This is a genomic window from Hymenobacter sediminis (assembly GCF_003231285.1).
Classification (GTDB): Bacteria; Bacteroidota; Bacteroidia; order Cytophagales; family Hymenobacteraceae; genus Hymenobacter; species Hymenobacter sediminis.
Genome location: NZ_QKNS01000003.1, coordinates 58,856 through 78,466, shown reverse-complemented (window position 1 = coordinate 78,466; position 19,611 = coordinate 58,856). Strand labels below are relative to the sequence as shown.

The 19,611-nt window shown below is 59.1% G+C and carries 16 protein-coding genes and 1 pseudogene; 7 read left to right on the top strand and 10 right to left on the bottom strand.

The annotated features are described in order from the left end of the window. Positions 1–56: 56 nt before the first annotated feature. Positions 57–1,028, bottom strand: a complete 972-nt coding sequence (locus tag DNI29_RS09385; RefSeq protein ID WP_110977851.1) for a DUF4625 domain-containing protein — start codon at positions 1,026–1,028, stop codon at positions 57–59. Continuing rightward, complete coding sequence (locus DNI29_RS09380; RefSeq protein ID WP_202910412.1) at positions 1,015–3,477, bottom strand: TonB-dependent receptor; 2,463 nt, start codon at positions 3,475–3,477, stop codon at positions 1,015–1,017. The genes DNI29_RS09385 and DNI29_RS09380 overlap by 14 nt, the downstream gene beginning before the upstream one ends. Before the next feature lie 384 nt (positions 3,478–3,861). On the opposite strand from DNI29_RS09380, the gene DNI29_RS09375 reads away from it, so the two are divergent. Continuing rightward, the gene (locus tag DNI29_RS09375; protein ID WP_110977850.1) at positions 3,862–5,061 is read left to right on the top strand and encodes a Gfo/Idh/MocA family protein; all 1,200 of its coding nucleotides are present in this window, start codon (positions 3,862–3,864) and stop codon (positions 5,059–5,061) included. 108 nt (positions 5,062–5,169) lie between these two features. On the opposite strand, the pseudogene DNI29_RS25330 reads toward DNI29_RS09375, so the two are convergent. From DNI29_RS25330 to DNI29_RS09350, 5 genes and pseudogenes are all read right to left on the bottom strand, one after another. Then, positions 5,170–5,301, bottom strand: a pseudogene (locus DNI29_RS25330) (PEP-CTERM sorting domain-containing protein); the annotation flags it as partial. 27 nt (positions 5,302–5,328) lie between these two features. Further along, on the bottom strand, positions 5,329–6,462 hold the full coding sequence (locus tag DNI29_RS09365; protein WP_110977849.1) for a glycoside hydrolase family 43 protein: 1,134 nt from the start codon (positions 6,460–6,462) through the stop codon (positions 5,329–5,331). A 358-nt stretch (positions 6,463–6,820) separates the two neighbouring features. Then, a complete protein-coding gene (locus tag DNI29_RS09360; RefSeq protein WP_110977848.1) occupies positions 6,821–7,138 on the bottom strand; it encodes a hypothetical protein in 318 nt (105 codons plus the stop codon). Positions 7,139–7,253: 115 nt separating this feature from the next. Beyond that, a complete protein-coding gene (locus DNI29_RS09355) occupies positions 7,254–7,799 on the bottom strand; it encodes a DUF4136 domain-containing protein (protein ID WP_110977847.1) in 546 nt (181 codons plus the stop codon). A gap of 81 nt (positions 7,800–7,880) precedes the next feature. Next, complete coding sequence (locus tag DNI29_RS09350; protein ID WP_110977846.1) at positions 7,881–8,861, bottom strand: aldo/keto reductase; 981 nt, start codon at positions 8,859–8,861, stop codon at positions 7,881–7,883. Positions 8,862–9,063: 202 nt separating this feature from the next. Here DNI29_RS09350 and DNI29_RS09345 point away from each other — a divergent pair, with 202 nt between their 5' ends. The 5 genes from DNI29_RS09345 (at position 9,064) to DNI29_RS09325 (ending at position 14,264) form a co-directional block, all read left to right on the top strand. After that, positions 9,064–9,972: a fatty acid desaturase gene (locus tag DNI29_RS09345; RefSeq protein ID WP_110977845.1), complete on the top strand. Its 909-nt coding sequence runs from the start codon at positions 9,064–9,066 to the stop codon at positions 9,970–9,972. 125 nt (positions 9,973–10,097) lie between these two features. Beyond that, on the top strand, positions 10,098–10,547 hold the full coding sequence (locus DNI29_RS09340) for a GNAT family N-acetyltransferase (protein WP_110977844.1): 450 nt from the start codon (positions 10,098–10,100) through the stop codon (positions 10,545–10,547). 232 nt (positions 10,548–10,779) lie between these two features. Further along, positions 10,780–12,075: a PAS domain-containing protein gene (locus DNI29_RS09335; RefSeq protein WP_110977843.1), complete on the top strand. Its 1,296-nt coding sequence runs from the start codon at positions 10,780–10,782 to the stop codon at positions 12,073–12,075. A gap of 46 nt (positions 12,076–12,121) precedes the next feature. Further along, entirely contained in the window at positions 12,122–12,481 is a 360-nt protein-coding gene (locus DNI29_RS09330; protein WP_110977842.1) for a hypothetical protein, read from the top strand. Between the two features lie 118 nt (positions 12,482–12,599). Further along, a complete protein-coding gene (locus DNI29_RS09325) occupies positions 12,600–14,264 on the top strand; it encodes a M28 family peptidase (RefSeq protein WP_110977841.1) in 1,665 nt (554 codons plus the stop codon). 300 nt (positions 14,265–14,564) lie between these two features. Here the strand turns inward: DNI29_RS09325 and DNI29_RS09320 are convergent, their stop codons facing one another. From DNI29_RS09320 to DNI29_RS09310, 3 genes are all read right to left on the bottom strand, one after another. After that, entirely contained in the window at positions 14,565–16,106 is a 1,542-nt protein-coding gene (locus DNI29_RS09320) for a glycosyltransferase family 39 protein (RefSeq protein WP_162303564.1), read from the bottom strand. Positions 16,107–16,160: 54 nt separating this feature from the next. Next, positions 16,161–17,381, bottom strand: a complete 1,221-nt coding sequence (locus DNI29_RS09315) for a hypothetical protein (RefSeq protein WP_110977839.1) — start codon at positions 17,379–17,381, stop codon at positions 16,161–16,163. A 126-nt stretch (positions 17,382–17,507) separates the two neighbouring features. Next, positions 17,508–17,753 (bottom strand): hypothetical protein, encoded by a 246-nt coding sequence (locus tag DNI29_RS09310; protein WP_123823170.1) that lies wholly within the window; start codon positions 17,751–17,753, stop codon positions 17,508–17,510. Between the two features lie 367 nt (positions 17,754–18,120). Between DNI29_RS09310 and DNI29_RS09305 the strand changes: the two genes are divergently transcribed. Next, positions 18,121–19,467: a YfcC family protein gene (locus tag DNI29_RS09305; protein WP_162303563.1), complete on the top strand. Its 1,347-nt coding sequence runs from the start codon at positions 18,121–18,123 to the stop codon at positions 19,465–19,467. Positions 19,468–19,611: the final 144 nt, after the last annotated feature.

Here is a 19,611-nt window from a genome sequence, read left to right as displayed (position 1 = left end):
CCTGTTGTTGCAGGATAGTAGTGAAGCAGGCGGCGGTACTGTGGCCGCCTGCTCCATTAGAGTTCAACCGGCACTTCGATGTAGTGGAAGAAGCTCATGTTATAGGTGGTATTCTTGTAGACTACTCCATAGTAGTAGGTACCCGATTCCCACGCCTTTGTGCCATTGATTGGGTTTGGCGTCGGCGCGTTGTTATCGGTAGCAGCGCCGATGGTGAAGTTAGGCCAGCCGCGTACTATAGTATAGGTTTCTATATCGAAGACATTGTTGGAAAAGGTGCCTGACGTAGCCATATTCTTGTGTTCATACACGTCATACACAATAGCCTTGCTAAAGTCGATCTGTTCGATGGATTCGGGGCGGTGGTTCAGCTTTTTGTTGATCAGCAGCAGGTACATCTTGCCGTCGCCTTTCACGCCCGAGAGGGCTGCATGCGAAGTAAACTTGTCGTTTCTCTTCAGTTTAGCACCGGGTTTGAAGGCGCCCTGATCATAGAAAGCCAAATTTTCGTCGTTGGTGTAAATGGTAAAGAAGGCCAGTTGCGGGTTCACGGGCAAGTTCGCTTCCTGCCACAGGCTGATCTCCCGTTTCTCTTCCAGCTTAGCCCCGTTCTCGTCCGTGACGATGATCCAGAAGTCGTATTTGCCTTCGGGAGCGTCGGCTGGGATAGTAAAGTGCTTATGCACGGTCGTGTTTTTGGCTCCTTTGAACTGCTCCCAGGTAATCTCATGCTGCCACGGCTTGGTGTAGGTTTCGCCCGCACGCTGCTGTATTTTGACCTGCACCAGGTCAATTTTGTCGCCAGCTACAATGTCGACGTTCAAGTGGAAGTCATCACCAATCTCACCGATACCGTTGTTGCCCAAGCCAATTTCAACGTTGCTGATAGTAGGTTGGGCAGCCGGTTCGGGCTCGTCGTCATCGTTACAGGCCGTAAACAAAGTAGCAAACAGCAACAACGACAGCAGCGTACGCGTGGCGTGAAGCGCCGACGCCAGATGGTACGAGAAGTGATTAGTTTTTTTCATGAATGGTTGGGGTCATGGTGAAGGGTATTTTAAGACTGAGAATGACATTGCGCCCGGCCTCAGGCAGCCCAATCAGCCGGTAGAAGCTGGTGTGGTTCAGGTAGCGCGTATTCAGCGCGTTCTGTACCTGCAGGCTCAGCAGTAGCGGCTGCTGCCCGAAGCGCAGGTTGGTACCCGCTTGTAGAGTAAGGACCTGGTAGCCCGGCGTTTTTCTTTCGGGCGGCACAATGCTCTGCTGCTGGGAAGTGAGGCGGTAGTCCACCCCCACATAGCTCTCGGATGGCCTACCTACCCCTGTGCGCGGTGCCCAGGTAAGGTTCAGCACGGCTGAGGCAGGGGGCGAAAAAGGCAGGGTGAAACCGCGCTTAGCCCCCGAGAGCTGGGTAGCGCGCAAGTACTCGCCTAGTAGCTCGGTGCTAAGGCTGGGCAGCAGCTGGTACCGGAGCTGCACCTCGCCGCCGTAGCGCCGCACCCGGCTCTGGGCGTACTCAAATACCTGGTTGCCGGCCCCGTAGTAATAGTCGTGCTCGGCGGTAGGGTTCAGGTAGATGTAGTTGGGAAAGTAGTTGAAGAACGGACTAAGCTGCACCGACCACTTTTCCTGCTTCCACCCCAGGCTTACATCCAGCTGATAGGACTGCTCGGGGTTCAGGGTGGGGTTGCCACGTTCATAACTGAAGTAGTGATAGTTTACGCCGTTGGCGGCCAGCTCCTTGGCAATAGGCACCCGAAAGCTTTTGCCTACGTTGCCCTTTAGGCTAAATCGCCCCGGGTTGTAGTTAATGCCTACTGACCAGACTAAGCTATTGAACGAGCGGTCCAGACCCTGAGCCCGCACTAGCTTCTCGCTAAGGTCCCCGGCGCTGGTAGGGGTAGCAGAAGGAAACCAGTCGGTGTAGGAGTTGGTGCGCAGGTGGGTATAGTCGTAGCGGATGGCCCCGTGCAACAGGGTGTGCTCGTTGAGTTGAAATTTGTCGTAGGCAAAGCCCCCCGCCGTTTGCTGGCGGAAGGCTGGCACCAGAAAGCTCCAGCCGTTGATGGTGTTGTTTTGCCGCTCGCCGTTCAGGCCCACTACCAAGGCGTGGCGCCCTAGGGCCAAGGCGGCCCGCAGATTACCTGAGTACACATGCTTGTCAAACTCCCGCTCCAGCTCAGCCGGAATAGCTAGGTCCCTGGGGTAGAGCGGAGGCATGTAGCCGTGGTTGACGTATGGGCTGAACTCCTGCCGGAAGTTGTGCTGGTAGCCCAGTTCAGCTTCCAGCCGATGCCCCGTGCCGGGTAGTTGGTACTGGCTGCGGTTGATGAGTTTCCGGTGGGTTACCTGCTGGCGTGGCAGTAGTATATCCCGGGGGGAAGCATCGTGCAGGTCGGTATCCACGCGGCGCGGCTCCAGCCCATGGGCGTTGGCAAAGAATCCGCTGCGGCTGGCCACCTGACTTAGGTAGAACACCGAGCGAAACTGCTCCCCCACGTAGCCCGTGTGCAGGTGTAGCCCCGTTTCGCGGCCCGCCGTGTTGCGCAGTTGGCCTTTACGTAGTGGCACGGCGTAATCGTACACAAAAATTCGGTCGGTGGGCACGCGGTAGTCGCCGTAGCTTTGGTAGGTAGCGCGCGCCGCGGCAAACCAGCGCTGCCCGCGCCCAAATAAGTTGGCGGACGTCCCGTAGAGGGCGCTGTTGCTTTTGCCAATGAGGTCCACGGAGCCGCCTGCCATGTGCGGGGCCGGTACCGGTGCCGGCTGCACGGCAATGGCGCCGCCTATGGCATCAGAGCCGTACACGAAGGAGGCAGCTCCTTTGAGAATATCTACCTGCTCGGCGGCAAACTGGTCGATTTCTAGGCCGTGGTCGGCGCCCCACTGCTGGCCTTCGTGCTTCACGCCATTCTCCACCACTACCACCCGGTTGAAGCCTAATCCCCGAATCAGGGGTTTCGACTGCCCCGAGCCAATACCGATGGTTTTGACGCCCGGCAGGCGCTCAAGGGTCTGCATCAGGCTGCCACCTCGGTGGCGCTGCAGAAAGGCGCGGTCCACCACCTCCAGGTTTAACGACTCTTCCCGCTGCCGAAAGCCAGCCTGATCGGCTTGCACCACCACATTTCCAAGTGCCTGCACTGCCGGCTTTAGCCGGATGCGCAGGGGCTTGGAAGTGTTATGCACCACCAAGGCAAGGTACTGCGAGACATAGCCCACCGAAGAAGCCGTGAGAGTATAGGTCCCCTGAGGCAGATCTGTAAAAAGGAAGCTGCCATTTTCGTCGCTTTGCGTGGCTAACTGAGCCGGGCTCAGGTGCAGACTGACGCCCGACAGTGGCCGCTCGTGCTCGTCGGTTATTTTTCCCCGCAGCAGGCTTGTTTGGCTCTTGGCAGGGGTAACAGCACAACTCAATAGCAGAATTACTACCAGTTGCATCAGCCGGAGCCAGGTATAAGCCATTCTATGTTGCATGCTGAGTATGGGGTAGCAATGGCTTCAAGTGCCCATCCTAGGCCTACTATCCATGCTAGGCAAAACTATAAGAAATTAATAAATGCAACAAAGATTCATTTGCAATAACATTGCAACAACCCCTGACTGTGACTGGAAATAACTAGTCTGCGCTGCTAGGTACTGCCTGTTGTGTATGCTGTATAGGTGCGCTGGAGCAGCTTGACTGCCCCGGAATAAAACATGACACCGATTAAATATTTCAGAAGGAGAGGCGAGCGGTGGGATATTGTACCTGGTTTGCACTGCCGCTTCTTTAAATCAGCTTTCTATAAAGCCTTGCAGCCTCGCAACCCATAGGCAGTAAAGCCGGTACCTACTTCCTGAAACTAACCTGCTTGAGCTATGAAATCATGGGATGGGAATCCGGCCGGGCGCCGGGAATTTATGCGCACGTTTTCGCTGGGGCTGGGGGCTACCCTGGTGGGTGCATCGGCGGTGGGCGGACCGCTTTCGTGGCTGGAGGAAATCAGCTACGGGCCCGCTAGCTTGGAAGCGCTGCAGAGTGGCAAGCAGTTGGGGGTGGCCCTGGTAGGCCTGGGCAAATACAGCACGGGGCAGTTGGCCCCGGCCCTGCAGCAAACCAAGCTCTGCAAGCTGGCGGGCATCGTGACGGGCTCCCCGGACAAGGCGGCCAAGTGGAAACAGCAGTACAGCCTGCCCGACAAAAACATCTACGATTACAAATCCTTTGACCGCATCGTCGACAACCCCGACATTGACATTGTGTATGTGGTGCTGCCGGTAGGCATGCACGCCGAGTACGTGGAGCGGGCCGCCCGGGCCGGCAAGCACGTTATCTGCGAGAAGCCCATGGCACCCACCGCCGAGGAGTGTCGCCGCATGATTTCGGCCATGCAGAAGGCGGGTAAGAAGTTCAGTATCGGTTACCGCCTGCACTTCGAGCCCCACCACCAGGAAATGATGCGCCTGGGCCAGCAGCAGACCCTGGGCCCCATCAAGCACCTAGTGGCCGACAACGGCTTCCGCTTCAACAACGACACCCCCTGGCGCGTGGATAAGGAGCTAGCCGGCGGCGGGCCCCTCATGGACATGGGCATTTACTGCGTGCAGGGCGTCATCTATACCAAAGGCCAGCTTCCGGTTTCGGTCACGGCCAAGCTGGCGCCCAACCCCGACCCCAAAGGGCTGTTCAAGGAAGTGGAGGCCGGCGTGAACTGGCAGATGCAGTTTGCCGATGGCTCGGTAGCCGATTGCCGCACCAGCTACGCCGAAAACCTCAACAGCCGCCTGCGGGCCGAAACCGCCAAGGGCTTCATGGAGCTGCAACCAGCTTTTGGCTACGGTGGCTTGCAGGGCCGCACCAGCCAGGGCCCCATGAACATCGAGAACGTGCCCCAGCAGGCACGCCAAATGGACGACTTCGCCGACTGCGTGCTGAACAACAAGCCCACCCGCGTGCCCGGTGAAATGGGCCTCCGCGACATTCAGCTGCTGCAAGCCATTTACCGCGCCGCCGCCACCGGCCAGAAGGTTTCCACCAAAGATGTGGTAGCCGTGCTTGATAAAACGAATAGTAAGTAGCGCAAACTAACAACTAGCTCCCCTCCTCAGATGATTCCGCGCATCAAGCGGCGTGGGGTTGAGGGTGGTTGAAAGATTAGAAATAGAAAACTAGAGCTAGTAAGTCGTTCAATGAGTGGTCAACCACCCCCTACCCCTCCTCATCTGAGGAGGGGAGCTAGTTGTTAGCTCTATTTCGCGCTTCTTAAGTAGGTAGTACCCATTGCCTCCAAAGAAAAGGCCCGAACCTGTAGCAGGTTCGGGCCTTTTTCGTGGGTAGGGAAACGCTTACGGATTGATGGTTTCGAAGCCGCCGTCCGGGGTGCGCTTTAGCTCGGTTACTTTCACGTTGCGCAGCCAGGTTTTGCCCGAGAGCTGCGTGTCGTGGTAGAAAATGTACCACTTGCCGTCCTTCTCGATGATGGAGTGGTGGGTGGTCCAGCCTTCCACGGGGTTCATGATAACGCCTTTGTAGGTGAAGGGACCGTAGGGCGAAGCGGAAGTAGCGTACACCAGCAGGTGAGTATCGCCGGTAGAGTACGTGAGGTAGTACTTGCCCTGGTACTTGTGCATCCAGGCTCCCTCGAAGAAGCGGCGCTTGTTGTCGCCGGACAGCAGGGGCTTGCCGTTTTCATCCAGGATCTTCACCTCTTTCACTGGCTCGGCGAAGCTGAGCATATCATTGCTCATTTTGGCCACTTTTGGCCCCAGGGCCGGCTCGTTGGGGGCTGGTTCGGGCTTCACGCTGGCATCGTACTTGCCGGTTTTCCAGCGCTGCAGCTGTCCGCCCCAGATGCCGCCCACGTACATGTAGGAGGTGCCATCGGTGTCCTCGAACACGACGGGGTCGATGCTGAAGCTGCCTTCAATGGGCTTGGGCTCAGCCTTGAAGGGTCCCGTAGGCGAGGTGCTGGTAGCTACCCCAATCCGGAACACATCCTGCTTGTCTTTTACGGGGAAGTAGAAGTAGTACTTGCCGTTTTTGAAGGCCGCGTCGGGGGCCCACATCTGGCGGCCAGCCCAGGGCACATCTTTCACATCGAGGGCCACGCCGTGGTCCGTTACCTTGCCGCCCACGCTGTCCATGGACAGAATGTGGTAGTCGCGCATGGCGAAATGGTCGCCGTTGTCGTTTTCCGGCATCCCCGTCTCAATGTCGTGCGAGGGGTAGATATAGATGCGGCCGTTGAAGACGTGGGCCGAGGGGTCGGCGGTGTAGATGTCTTTCACCAGCGGCTGCGCGAGGTACTTTTTGCCGTTGCCCGCCGAGTTGTTGGCAGCAGAAGCCTGGGCGGTGCTATCAGCTGCGGCACCGTTTTCGCCGGAGGCCGCCGTGTTGGAGTTGCTTTGGCAGGCGCTACCCAGGACCAGGGGCACGAGCAGAGCCAGAGAAGGCTTGAAATAGCGGGGCAGTTTTTTCAAGGACACTGTGGGGAATTTAAGGTAAAAGGAAGATGACAGTTCGAAAATTGAAGCTTTGCCGAAGGCCCTCCGCTTGAAGCTGCCGGAGGAATCTTGTGCTCCGGATGCCGCCGTGGGGTAGCCGCTCAAGGCTTCTATTACTTCCAAATATAGACCTCTCCCCTACCTGCTGTCTTGTTCTGAAAGCCTCTTTAGCGAAGAAAAACTATCCAATCGTTTGCGGTAGCAAACTCAGCTTTACTAACCTGCAACCCAACAAAAACGGCCTCGACTACGCGAGTCGGGGCCGTTTAAGTAAGTGTCATGACTTTCGCCCACGGCTTAGGAGTAGGCGCAAAGTTATGCTAGGGAGTTAGGGCTAGTCGGCGTTGCCAGTGGCGCCGTCGTCGGTAAAGTCGCCGGCGTTGTTGGGGTTGTGCTCGGTGTAGCTGGCTACCTCATTGGTGAGGGCCACATCTACATCAGCAGCGGCGCCCTTGTCATTGGCCGCCGTAGCGCTCTGCTGGTCTTGTTGCGAGGAAGAATCGGCAGCTGAGCTATCCGAGTCAGTTTCTTCGCCTTCGCTTTGCTTGCTGGCAAAGGGCCAACTGCCCTGCGAATGGCTAATGTAAACGGCCGCGGCCAAGCCGACGAGCGAGGCCCCGATCAGGGCCGTGAGGTTGGATTTCTTAGACATGAAAGTAGGGAGGTTAGATGTACCGGCTGGTTACCTGCAGGTAGGCCAGGCAGCAGTTTAATCAGGTCATACGAGCCGCTTCCGGATTTGGTGGCTCAACCGTGTGCATTTACCGCTACTGGCGGGGAGGCACGGGATACTTTTCGAACATGGTAGCAATGCCCTCATCAATGCGGGCAGCCAGCTTTTCGGGGTCTTTGGAAAGCGTGCTGGCGGCCACGCCCTGCCATACCTGAGTGTTGCGGGCCGCATCCACAATATCCACTGTGGCCGTGCCTTCCTGGTAGGTTCCAACGGGTATATTCTGCTTTTCCCAGCGGTAGCGGCGCTGCCCAATGTAGCGGGGGCCATCAAACTGAATGTTGGTTTCGCGGGTCTGCACCTTTTCCTCAGTTACTACCCCAATATTTACCCACACATCCGGCGAGTCGGCGCGCTGGTAGCCACGGCGCTCCAGCTCCCGCCCCACGGCCTGCTTTAGCTCCTCAATGCCCACAGCTCCGCCAGCAAAAGCGGCTTCATTACGGGCCGTGACATCCATAAAGTTGTAGGTTTTATAAGCCGAAAAATCGACGCCCGGCGCCTGAGTAGTGGATTCCACCCGGACGGGCGAACAGGCGGCCGCCGTTAGTAGCAGCAAAGCAACAAGAAGCGTTTTCATAGGCAGGAAATGAAATCAGCGAGAGGAGAAAACCGGAAGCCCCAGGGTTTGGCGGCTAGCATGGGGTAGGAACCTGAGCTTTTATGAGAAGCCCAGCACGGGGTGCGGCTGGTAGAGCTCTTCCAAGCGGTTGATTTCTTCCTCAGAGAGCTTTACGGAAACGGCCGCCACCGCATCCTGCAGGTGGCCGGGTTTGCTGGCACCCACAATGGGCGCAGTAATGACGGACTTGCTCAGCATCCAGGCCAGGGCAATTTGGGCGTTGGGCAGGCCCCGCTCCTGGGCTATTTCCGTCACGCGGTCAGCCACGGCAAAGTCATCATCGCGGCCGTAGAGGCTTTTGCCGAAGGCATCGGTTTTGGCCCGCTCCGTTTCATTGCGCTCCTTGGTGCGCCCACCCGTGAGCAGCCCCCGCGCCAGCGGCGACCAGGGAATCACGCCGATGTTTTGGTCCTGGCACAGGGGTAGCATTTCGCGCTCCTCTTCCCGGTACACCAAGTTGTAGTGGGGCTGCATGCTCACGAAGCGCGTCCAGTTGTGCTTGTCGGCCAAGTACAAGGATTGCGCAAACTGCCAGGCGTACATGCTGCTGGCCCCGATGTAGCGGGCCTTGCCGGCCTTCACCACGTCGTGCAGGGCCTCCAGGGTTTCCTCAATGGGCGTGTCATAATCCCAGCGGTGAATCTGGTAAAGGTCCACGTAATCGGTGCCGAGGCGTTTTAAGCTGGCATCGATGGCACTCATGATGTGTTTGCGCGAGAGGCCCCGCTGGTTGGGGCCAGGGCCCATGGGGTTATACACTTTGGTGGCAAGTACTACCTCGTCGCGCTTGGCAAAGTCGCGCAGGGCCCGGCCTACTACCTCCTCGCTGGCTCCGTTGGAGTACACGTCGGCGGTGTCGAAGAAGTTGATGCCCAGCTCCAGGGCCTGCTGAATAAAGGGGCGGCTTTGCTCCTCATTTAGGGCCCAGGGCCAACGCTCGGTGGGCGTGCCGTAGGTCATGGTGCCTAGGCAGATGCGGGAAACCTTGAGGCCAGTGGCCCCCAAGCGGATATAGTCCATAGCATGAAGTAGTAAGGCCGCGGGTAGCGGCGGCAAAATCAACGTAGGCTATACGGGCGCGGCCCGGAAAATGCCGGAACAAATGAGAGCAGCCACGCCCAGCCACGATGTGCCCAAGAGTTTCTGCGCCCTCCATTGCTGAGCTCCGCTGGCTAGTTATCTTCGATACAGAAATTCTGTTTTACTATATCCTACATCGTGTATGCCGTTGTTTAATTCTACCGCCAGCGTTGCAGCCGGCGACCGGCTAGTGCCGGGCTGGCTCAAGTCTGGGTGGCTCTACCTGATGCTGGTGCCCGCCGCCTGGTGGGGCTGGTCTTCCTTATCCTTGTCGCGCAGTTTAGCGTCCGTTCTGCTCACTATCATCACGGTAGGGCTCGGACACTCCATTGGCTTGCACCGGGGCATTATTCACCGGGCCTACCGTTGCTCCCGCTTTACCCGCGGCGCGCTGGCTTATTGCTTTGTGCACTCAGGGCTCGGCGGCCCGCTCTCCTGGGTGCGGGTGCACTACTACCGCGACTACTGGCAAAACCGTTCCGACTGCCCAGCCTACTTCCGCTACGACCACTCCCTGCTACGCGACTATGGCTGGAACCTACACTTGGCTCTGCGCCCCGCCGATGAAGCCCGCTACGCTATTCCGCCCGAAGACCTCCACGACCCGTGGCTGCGCTTTCTGGAACGGACCTGGTACTGGCATGTGCTAGCTGCCGCCGGCCTGATTTGGGCTTTTTTCAGCTTCGAAGCTATGATTGTGTGCGTTTGCCTACGCATCAGCGTCACTATTCTGGGGCACTGGTTTGTGGGCTTCGTATCTCACAAGTACGGCTACGCCCGCTACGACATTGAACGCGCTACGGAACACGGCTACAACAACTTCGTGCTGGGTGCGCTGTCTTTTGGCGAAGGGTTTCACAACAACCATCACGCTCACCCCAGCTCTGCTAAAATGGGCACCGAGTGGTATGAGCTGGATTTGGGCTGGCATCTGATTACCGTGCTGCGGCGGCTGGGCTTGGTGTGGGATGTGCAGGTAGCTGGCCCAGCCACCCAGAAGCCCCAAGCCAGGCCCCGCACCTACCGCTGGCGTTGGCCCTGGCAAGAGTAGTGCTGGCCGTGCCCTACCCCTGCTAACCCGTGGAAAGACTCTGCTTTTCTCGCCTAAGAGAATAAAGCAGAGTCTTTTTGCTGGGGTGGCCTGCTATTTTTGTGCCCTAATTTTGCCGCCGACTCATGACCTTAACCTGGACTACCAAGCCTTTCGAGGCCCTCACTCTTGCCGAACTGTACGCCCTGCTGCAGCTGCGCTCCGAAGTATTTGTAGTGGAGCAAACCTGCGCTTTTCAGGACATTGACGGGCAGGACCAGGTCGCTTATCACCTTTTGGGCTACACTGAAACCGGCGAGCTGGCCGCCTACACCCGTCTTTTCGGGGTAGGCATCAGCTACCCCGAGGCCAGCATTGGGCGGGTGGTAGTATCACCCAAATACCGGCGCTACGGCCTGGGGCGCGTGCTGCTGCAGGAGTCTATAGCAGCAGTAGCTACCCTGTTTGGCGAGCAGCCCATTCAGATCGGAGCCCAGCTCTACCTCCAGAAGTTCTATGAAAGCTTCGGCTTCCGGCAAGTAGGCGAAGGCTACCTCGAAGACGGCATCCCACACATTCACATGATTCGGGCCTGATTGGCTTGTGGCTTCCACCAAAATGAACGTCTAACGGCCTGCTTGCTGCCTGGCAGTTAAGCTGAACAGTAATTTCCATTAACGGGCGAACTTACTGCCGAGGTAGCAGTATAACATTTTGGATAGTTTACCTTGTTTAAGTACCGTAGCGCTTTTTTACCGAAATATTGGCTTGTAGCTTTGTTGTTGCTCTGGCCAGCGTGCGCGCCACTTTTATCTGCCCATCCCGACCATGCCTGTTCCCGCCTTTCCGGTTGATTACCAAAAGCTTTTCCACTCCCTACCCGACAGCTTCCTGCTAATTGCCCCAGATGAGGCGGCTACCATTGTGGACAACACCAACAGCCACGTTGGGGTATCCATGAAAAGCCGGGAAGAAGCCGTCGGCAAACCATTCTTTGAGGCCTACCCCTCCTCTGATGAGGAATCGGCGGCTACCATTCGCGAATCGCACGAGCATGTGCGCCGCCACCACCAGCCCCACACCATGCCCCTGATTCGCTACGATCTGGAGCGGCCCCTGGAACAAGGTGGCGGCCTGGAGGAGCGCTATTGGGAAGCCACTCACTACCCCATTCTGGATGAAAACGGCGCGCTGGAGTTTATTCTGCAGCGCACCCAGGACGTAACGGAGCGCTACCACGCCGAGCTGCGTCACCAGCAGGCCCAGCGCGAGCTGGCCGAGCAGCAAGAGCGCACCCGCTTTATTCTGGAGTCCCTACCCGTGATGGTGTGGACTAACGTGCCCAGCGGCGAGGCCGATTATTTCAACCCGCGCTGGCTGGACTTTACCGGCAACTCGCTGGCCGAGTGCATTGGCCAGGGCTGGGTACGTAGCGTTCATCCCGACGATGTAGCCACTGCCACTCGCCTCTGGAACCAGGCCCGCGAGCAAAGCACTGAGTTGCAGATGGAATACCGCTTGCGCCGCCACGATGGACAGTACCGGTGGGTGCTCGTCCGGGCCGTGCCGCGCCGCAATGAGGCCGGCGAAGTAACTATGTGGGTAGGTTGCGGCACCGATATTCACGACCAGAAACTGATGGTGCAGGAGCTGCTGGAGCAAAATGAGCAGCAGGCTCTGCTCTCGGATCAGGCGTACCAGGCTTATCAGGAAGTTCATCGTCAGCGCGAAACGTTCTACAGTCTGTTTATGCAGACGCCGGCGCTGATCTGCATCCTGCGTGGCCCCGAGCACCGCTTCGAGTTTGTGAACCCGCCCTACCAGCGCCTGTTCCCCAACCGCCAGCTAGTGGGCCAAACTGTAGCCCAAGCTCTTCCGGAGGTTATCGAACAGGGCTTTCTGGATTTGCTGAACGGCGTATATACCACTGGTCAGACCTTCGTAGGCAATGAAGTGCAGATCGACCTTGACCACGATGGCAACGGGCAGCTCAAGCGCAGCTACCTCAACTTCACGTATCAGCTCTTCGAAGAGCAGGGCCAGAAAGCCGGCATTACCGTGTTTGCTTACGACGTCACGGCCCTGGTAGCGGCCCGGCAGGCACTGGAAAACGCGGGCCACTAATGCACACTCTCCCTCCCCTCTCTTTTCTTAGTACATCCCGTCCGTTATGGAGTTAACTAACCTCGATTTTCAGCAGGCCCGCATCAAGCAGGTGCTGTTTAAGTCGCGGCTGCGCTCCGTGCTCTACGGCGTGCGGGAACCCGACCCCGACCTGTTTTCCCTACCCCTGAACCCTTTAGGCGAGTGGCTGAACACCGTGGTAAAGCCCCGCTACGGCGCCGTGCTGCCCGTGCAGCGCCTGGAGCAGGAGCTCGTCCGCATGATTGATACCGGCCGCAGCCTCGTGCAACAGTACCAGCGCGGACAACTGGAAGAAGCCCGGGCCGGCCTGGAGCGCCTCGATGCCCACGCCGCCCGCATTGAAGCCTTACTCAAGGACCTGGAACAGACCCAGGCTGCCGCGTAGCCGAAACCATTCATCTTTAGCCCGCTACTGTTTATCGCGGGAAATCATAGCCACTCTTTTTCTTAGCCCCACCAGGTAGCAAGCAGCCACTGGTGGGGCTATTGCGTATTTTGGACCGATGAAACAACTGCCCCTGCTGCTGGCCGCTGGTATCTTGCTTACCGCCCCGGCTTCTGCTCAAACCTCTGCCCCGGTGCCCAAACCGGTAGCCAAAGCCCTGACCAAAGTAAAGCCCGAGGATATTAAGGCCCATATTCAGTACCTGGCCGATGACCGGTTACTGGGCCGCAAGCCCGGCACGCCCGGCTACCAAATGGCCGTTGATTATGTAACCGGCCAGCTCAAGCGCTTCGGCGTGGAGCCGGCCGGCGAGGATGGTGGCTTTACCCAGCGGGTGCGGCTGCGGCGCGCTACCACCAAGCCCGGTGCTACCATCACGTATCAGCCTGCGGGGGGTAGCCTACCTCTGGCCCCAGCCGAGGTACACCTTTACCCTCACCCCGAGCAGCCCAGCTCCCGCCTCGCGCCCACGGGGCTAGCTTTCGCCGGCTACGGTATCTCGGCCCCTGACCAAGGCTATGACGACTACCAGGGCCTCGACGTGAAGGGCAAGGTAGTGGTGATTGTACGCGGTGCTCCCCGCAGCTTCCCGAGCACAGTCGCCTCGGCCAGCCAGGACCAGACCTTGCTGGTGCAAACGGCGGCCCGCCACGGCGCGGTTGGGGTGCTGTTCGCTTCAGCCCGCCCAGTTCCGGCGGCAGTAACTGCTGCCGCCGCGGCCCGACCCATTACCACCACCAGCGTGCTGGGGGCCGATGGAAAGGTAGCCGCCGCCCGCGGGTTTATCAGCGGCTCGGGGGTAGGCATGACGGGTACTTTGTCGGCGGCCGGGCTGCAGACACTGCTGCTAAATTCAGCTTCCGATACGGCCAAGGTCATGAGCAGCCTCCGCCAGGGCCAACCCGCGCCGGTGGCGCTGCGCGGTACGCTGGCTGCCAGCTGGGAATCGGGCTACCAGGACTTTGAGAGCTACAATGTGGTAGGAAAAATTACCGGCTCCGATGCTGCCCTGCGCCAAGAGTACGTGGTGCACTCGGCCCACCTCGACCACCTGGGGGTAGGCGCACCGGTGAAGGGCGACTCTATTTACAACGGCGCCCACGACAATGCCTCTGGGGTGGCCTCGGTGCTGGAAATTGCCCGCCTGTACTCCAACATCAAGCAAAAGCCCAAGCGCAGCGTACTGCTGGTGCTTCAGACCGGCGAAGAGTTGGGCCTGCTGGGCTCGGCTTATTTTGCGGCCCGGCCCACGGTGCCTAAAACCGCGTTGGTGGCCGATGTGAATACCGATATGCCCACTATTATTGCGCCGCTGCTGTCCGTAGTACCGCTGGGAGCCCGCCACTCCACACTGGCCCAGCCAGTAGATGAAGCGGCCCGCTACCTGGGCCTAACGGTGGAAGAAGACCCCGAGCCCGACCAGAACCGCTTTATTCGCTCTGACCAGTACAGCTTCGTGGCTCAGGGCATTCCAGCCTTGCACATCAAGTACGGCAACCGCACCCCCGACGGCAAAAACAACCTCAGCGAGCAGGTGCAGAAGTGGCGGGCCCTCACCTACCACAAACCCCAGGACGACATCAACGGCACCTTCGACTTTGAAGCCGGCAAGAAGTACGTGCAGCTGAATTTCCTCATTGGCTACCTGGTAGCTCAGAACCCCCAGCGCCCCACCTGGAACCCCGGCGACTTTTTTGGGCAGCGGTTCGCGCAGCCTCAGTAACCTTAGATAGTTTGTTCAGCCTTAAGACCGGCTCCGTCAGCAGATATTTTGCTGATGGGGCCGGTTTTGGTTTTCAGAGGGTTTGATGGAACAGGTGCGCTTGTCATTGTCCAGCCAAAAGAACGTGTCATTCTGAGCTTGTCGAAGAATCTCGCGTGCTGATGTTGTAATGCTACTCCGGGCGTCAGCACGCGAGATTCCCCGACAAGCTCGGAATGACGTTCAAGGCAGGCACGCTGAATGATGTCTCTCTCAACTAGACATTACCTAGCGTGCCTTCTGGTACCGTTTTTACAGACATCAGAACTTGCCCCACTGCGCCAGGGCCTGGCGGTGCTCCTGGTTGATCTGTTGCAGAATGGCTTGGTCGGGGCCGGAGCCGACGGTGATGAGCGTACCTTTTTCGCGGGCGTAGGGGTTTTGCACTTCGCCGGCCCGGTGCACCTGCTGGAAGCGGGCATTCAAACTCTCATCGGGCTCATCATCTACTATCATAATGTGCTGCCAGCTTCGCGCCGTAGAATCCGGAAACCAGAACAGGTAGCTGCCATTGAAACTATGGGCGGCGGGTAGGTCTCGGTGGCGGTTAAAGTAGTTGATGGCCCCAGCCTGCCCGTAGTTGGCCGTCAGGATGAGGGTTCGGGCGCGGGTAGCGGCGGGCAGGGCCTGGTAAGCCTGCCAGGTTTTATCAGCCATTTCCTGCCAGCCCAGCATGTCGGCGTAGTCTTGGGGGAGCGGGTGGTCCTGGCCATCTTCCCAGCGCAGCACGCCCATGCTGCGGTAGCGTTTCCCCACCTCTATCATGCGGGCCGGCGGGTTGAGCGTGAACAAAAGCGGGTACACCGGCACGCTCACCGCCAGCGGCAACAGCAGCAATAAAGGCCGTAGTACCCGGCCCGTGCGAGGCCAGCGGCTTAGCTGCATTTCCCACCACACGGCCCCAGCCGCAAACAGAATGGGGTAGTAACCCAGGGCGTAGTAGCTTTTGCCGTGCAGCACCGTCAGAATCAGCAGCCCGCCGCAGTAGATCAGGCCTACCGCCCGGTAAGGCCGCAAGGCCTGGCTGAGCAGCAACGCCAGCAGGCCCGGCACCCACAGCCACAGGGCCGGCAGACACGTCACCAGTTGGTCCTGCCAGAAATCGGCCACCGATACGTTGACTAGCTGGGTATCGTGCAGGAGCTGCATGTGGTGCCGGAACGGGATGCCGTGGCGCAGCTGCCAGAGCAGGTTGGGCAGCCACAAGGCCAGCCCCAGGGCGGCACTCAGCCAGAAGGCGCGGGTAGCCAACACCCGCCGCGCGGGCGTCAGCAGCAGCCCTACTCCCAGTGCCGCAATAAAAAACAGGGCCGAGTACTTGTTCAGCAGGGCCAGCCCCAACCCCACCCCCAAGGCGTACAGGTAGCGCGGCCGGGCCTCCTGTTGGTAGCAAATCAGCAGGTAGCAGGCCAGGGTAAAGGCAAAAACTTCGAACGAGTTGGGCTGAAACAAAAAGTTAAGCCGGGCATAGGCACTGACCAGATAGCAGAGGCCAGCCACCAGCACTGCCCATGCCCCGCCCCCGAGCCGCTGCACCGCCCGCGCCACTAAGTACACCGTCAGGCTACCCCACAGAACAGGCCAGAACTTCACCCAAAACCAGCCGCCACCCAGGGCCAGCGTAACCCAGCTTTGCAGGGCCGTCAGTGGGGGTACTTCCAGGTAGCCCCAGGCCAGGTGCTGCCCGTAGTTGAGGTAGAGGTACTCGTCGCGGTGAAGTTCGTAGGCACGGCTGGCCAGGAGGTAGCTGCTGACGGCTTTCAGCAGGAAGAGTAGCAGAGGCAGCTGCCGGGAAGGTTTCATGGCCTGAATATAGATATTCATCTATACGCACCACTCCTACCCTTCGTGCCGCAATCAAGGGGTGCGCTGCCGCACGCGCCGCCCGAAGCCGCCGATGCCCAGGTCGAGGTAAATAATGCCGCCTTTCAGGTTGGCATCGTGGCGGGCTGGCCCCTGGCGCACGCCGGCGCGCAGCTTCAGCAGCCAGCTGCCTGCTTCTCCTGGGCCCTGGGTTTTCCAGAGGGGCACGTCCAGGTTGAGGCCCACGGTGAAGGGGTTGCGGAACGTAAGATCCAGGTCGGCGTCGGGGTCGTCTTTTTTGGCGCTGGCCGGCCCGATCAGCAGCGCGGAAATTCCCACGAAGGGCGTAACCCGCAGCCGCGGTTTATCCAGGAGGCGGTAGCCCACTGAGGCCTCGGGTACCACATAGTTTACTTTTAGCCCCTGGCGCCAGTTGCCCCGGTAGTCCAGGGGCTGCCGCACCTGGCCCATGCCGATGTAGTCGCGCAGGTAGAGCTGGTACCGGTCCCAGCCAAACTCAAACCCTACCCCGAAGTTGGCGCCGTGCCGGAAGTAGGTGGGTAAGTCGCCGAGCAGAATGCCACTGCCCGAGTGAAAATCGAGGCCGTAGGAAAAGCGGCCGGTGGTATACTCCGGCTGCGCAAACTGGCGCACGAAATACGCATACTCCGAATTGGGGTATTGCCTGAGGAAAGCCTGTACGGAGGCTTGCCGGGTTTTAGACAAGGCAGGATCCGGGCTGTTGAGGGGCACCAGCAAATCGAGGAACAAGTGCAGAAAAGTCGAGTCCTCGGGCAGAAAATGAGCCTTGCTGATGATGCCCCGAATGGTATCCTGGCGCTGGGCTACCCGCTGGGCAGCCAGGTCGAAGAGCTGATCCTGGGGTAGGGCCTGGTAGCGCCGCTCCTGCTGGGGCGAGGTGGACGTTATGCCAAAGCGACGCAGCTTCTCCGAGAGGGTGTACACGTCGCCGGCGGCAGTCAGCAGGGCCCACTCTTCGTAGGGGCGCAGGGCCACGGTGGTATCCTGGGTGCTGTAGCGCAGGTAGGCCAGCAGGCGCGGAATGGCCCGCACGCTGCCGCCGCGCACCTGCTCGCTCAGTATTTCCCGCACCTGCACTACCCGCACTAGGTCGCTGGGGCGCTGCTGCAGCCGGGTCTTCACCTCGCGCGCAACGGCCTGCAATGAATCGGGAAGGGTGGTTTGGGCTATTGCTTGCTGGCCGGAGCCGCACACGAGTAGTAGCAGAATAAGGCTGCGTAGCAATTGACGCATTGGGTAAGTAGTAATCAGGGGGTAGCCAACAAAACGGCCTGCACCTTGGGCGCAGGCCGCACTACCAGCAAAAGTAGATGCTTTCGGTTGAGCTTCTTCTTTGATTTGCTACCCTTTTCCGCTTGCTCAAAGCTCCTCCGGCAGCCGAATGCCTTCCAGATAATCGTGCAGACCAGCGGGGTGCTGAAACAGGTGAATAAACAGGATGCGCTCCTCGCCCCATTCGCACCACTCTTCGGCGTAAAAATCACCGGCCGCAAACAAGCGCAGCCGGAAGCTGTCCTGCCGCCGCTCGGCCAGCAGGTGTCCGTGCCGACGCAGATGCTCGGCCTGGCGGTACATGTGTAATTGCTTGAACTCAGTAAACTTCATAATCAGCCTCCAAACCCTAATATACAACCGCCGGGTTCCGATTTTATTAGGTGAGGAGGTGACAGGTAAAGGGTGATAGGTAACAGGTAATAGGTGGCAGGTAAAAGAAACGTCATTCCGAGCATGTGGCGCATCAAGCCAGGGACCGAGGAATCTCGCGTGCTGACGTTGCTACGCTACCTCAACGATTCGGGCAAGATGTCTCGACAAGCTCGACATGACGGTATATGTATTCTCCCCCATCACTTGTTTACCTCTTCCCCCTTTACCTGTCACCCTTTACCCGTCACCCTTTACCCATCACCCTTCACGCTTTACTTGTCACTCTTCACCTCCTCACCTCCTCGCTATTCCCCATCTTCGCGGGATGAAAACGATTCGCTTTCCGCATCCGCTGGTGTTGCTAGTGGGGTTTATTTTGCTGGCCTGCCTGCTGAGCTATGTGCTGCCGGCCGGGGTATTCGACCGCCACACCGATGCCGCCACCGGCCGCGAGGTAGTGGTAGCTGGCTCCTACCACCGCGTAGACCCCACCCCCGTTAGCCCCCTGCAAGCCCTGGTAGATATTCCTAAAGGCTTGGTAGATGCGGCTTCCGTGATTTTTCTGGTGTTTCTGGCGGGTGGCGCCTTTACGGTAGTAGACCTGACCGGGGCCCTGCGTAGGGGCGTCGACTGGCTGCTGGAGAAGTTTCAGGGACGCGAGGCCGTCGTGATTCCCATTATTTCGGTGCTGTTTGCTACCATGGGCGCCCTGGAAAATATGCAGGAAGAAATTGTACCCCTAGTGCCGGTCCTCCTGATTCTGATGCGTCGCATCGGCTACCCCACCGTTACGGCTGCAGCGGTCAGCATTGGCTCGGCGGCGGTGGGCGCGTCCTTTAGCCCCCTCAATCCGTTTCAGGTGGGCATTGCTCAGAAACTGGCTCAGCTGCCCCTGCTCTCGGGCGGCGGGTTCCGGCTGGTGTTTCTGCTGCTGGCCCTGGCCATCTGGATTGCCGGCACCGTGCGCTACGCCCTCCGTCACCGCCTACCCCCCGCCACTGCCGAAACTGCCGACGCTGGCGCGCTGGCCCCGGGCCGCAACCACGGGGTGGTATTGGCCTTGCTGTTCGGAGGCTTTGCCTTCTTTGCCTACGGGGTGCTGGAGCTGGGATGGGAATTTGAGCAGATGGCGGCCTTGTTCTTCACCCTGGGGGTAGTAGCCGGGCTGGTCGGCGGGCTGGGCCTCACGGGCACGGCCGAGGGCTTCATTGCCGGCTTCCGCGACATTGCCTTTTCAGCCCTGCTCATCGGGTTTGCACGCGCCATTTTCGTGGTGCTGGAGCAGGGCCAGATTGTGGATACCATCGTCAACAGCATGTCGGCGCCGCTGGCCGGGCTACCCGCCTGGACGGCGGCCCTGGGCATGATGGGTGTACACACGGCCCTGCACCTGCCCGTGCCCAGCGTGAGCGGACAGGCCGTGCTCACTATGCCCCTGCTGGTCCCGCTCTCCGACCTGATTGGCCTTTCCCGCCAGGTAACCGTGCTGGCTTATCAGTACGGAGCCGGCCTCTGCGAACTAATAACGCCCACCAACGGCGCCCTCATGGCCATTGTAGCTGCCTGCGGCGTGCGTTTCGATGAGTGGTGGAAATTCGTTTTTCCCTTGTACCTGCTCCTGCTGGCCTTGGCGGTGGTAGCCGTGGTAGTAGGTATAGCGGTAGGAATTTAAGTGACGAGGACTGAGGTAATGAGTTAAGCTTCTCTATGCTATCCGCTGATACCAAAAGGCCCCGACAGAAATCTGTCGGGGCCTTTTGGTATTGGTTAACTGAAAAGTCTGCACAGCTGGGCTTTCCAGCTCATCAGCTTACCA

Excerpts from the sequence above, each read along its gene's own strand:
- DNI29_RS09385 (WP_110977851.1), bottom strand. The coding sequence starts at position 1,028 with ATGAAAAAAACTAATCACTTCTCGTACCATCTGGCGTCGGCGCTTCAC.
- DNI29_RS09380 (WP_202910412.1), bottom strand. The coding sequence starts at position 3,477 with ATGCAACATAGAATGGCTTATACCTGGCTCCGGCTGATGCAACTGGTA.
- DNI29_RS09375 (WP_110977850.1), top strand. The coding sequence starts at position 3,862 with ATGAAATCATGGGATGGGAATCCGGCCGGGCGCCGGGAATTTATGCGC.
- DNI29_RS09360 (WP_110977848.1), bottom strand. The coding sequence starts at position 7,138 with ATGTCTAAGAAATCCAACCTCACGGCCCTGATCGGGGCCTCGCTCGTC.
- DNI29_RS09355 (WP_110977847.1), bottom strand. The coding sequence starts at position 7,799 with ATGAAAACGCTTCTTGTTGCTTTGCTGCTACTAACGGCGGCCGCCTGT.
- DNI29_RS09350 (WP_110977846.1), bottom strand. The coding sequence starts at position 8,861 with ATGGACTATATCCGCTTGGGGGCCACTGGCCTCAAGGTTTCCCGCATC.
- DNI29_RS09345 (WP_110977845.1), top strand. The coding sequence starts at position 9,064 with ATGCCGTTGTTTAATTCTACCGCCAGCGTTGCAGCCGGCGACCGGCTA.
- DNI29_RS09340 (WP_110977844.1), top strand. The coding sequence starts at position 10,098 with ATGACCTTAACCTGGACTACCAAGCCTTTCGAGGCCCTCACTCTTGCC.
- DNI29_RS09335 (WP_110977843.1), top strand. The coding sequence starts at position 10,780 with ATGCCTGTTCCCGCCTTTCCGGTTGATTACCAAAAGCTTTTCCACTCC.
- DNI29_RS09330 (WP_110977842.1), top strand. The coding sequence starts at position 12,122 with ATGGAGTTAACTAACCTCGATTTTCAGCAGGCCCGCATCAAGCAGGTG.
- DNI29_RS09325 (WP_110977841.1), top strand. The coding sequence starts at position 12,600 with ATGAAACAACTGCCCCTGCTGCTGGCCGCTGGTATCTTGCTTACCGCC.
- DNI29_RS09320 (WP_162303564.1), bottom strand. The coding sequence starts at position 16,106 with ATGAAACCTTCCCGGCAGCTGCCTCTGCTACTCTTCCTGCTGAAAGCC.
- DNI29_RS09315 (WP_110977839.1), bottom strand. The coding sequence starts at position 17,381 with ATGCGTCAATTGCTACGCAGCCTTATTCTGCTACTACTCGTGTGCGGC.
- DNI29_RS09310 (WP_123823170.1), bottom strand. The coding sequence starts at position 17,753 with ATGAAGTTTACTGAGTTCAAGCAATTACACATGTACCGCCAGGCCGAG.
- DNI29_RS09305 (WP_162303563.1), top strand. The coding sequence starts at position 18,121 with ATGAAAACGATTCGCTTTCCGCATCCGCTGGTGTTGCTAGTGGGGTTT.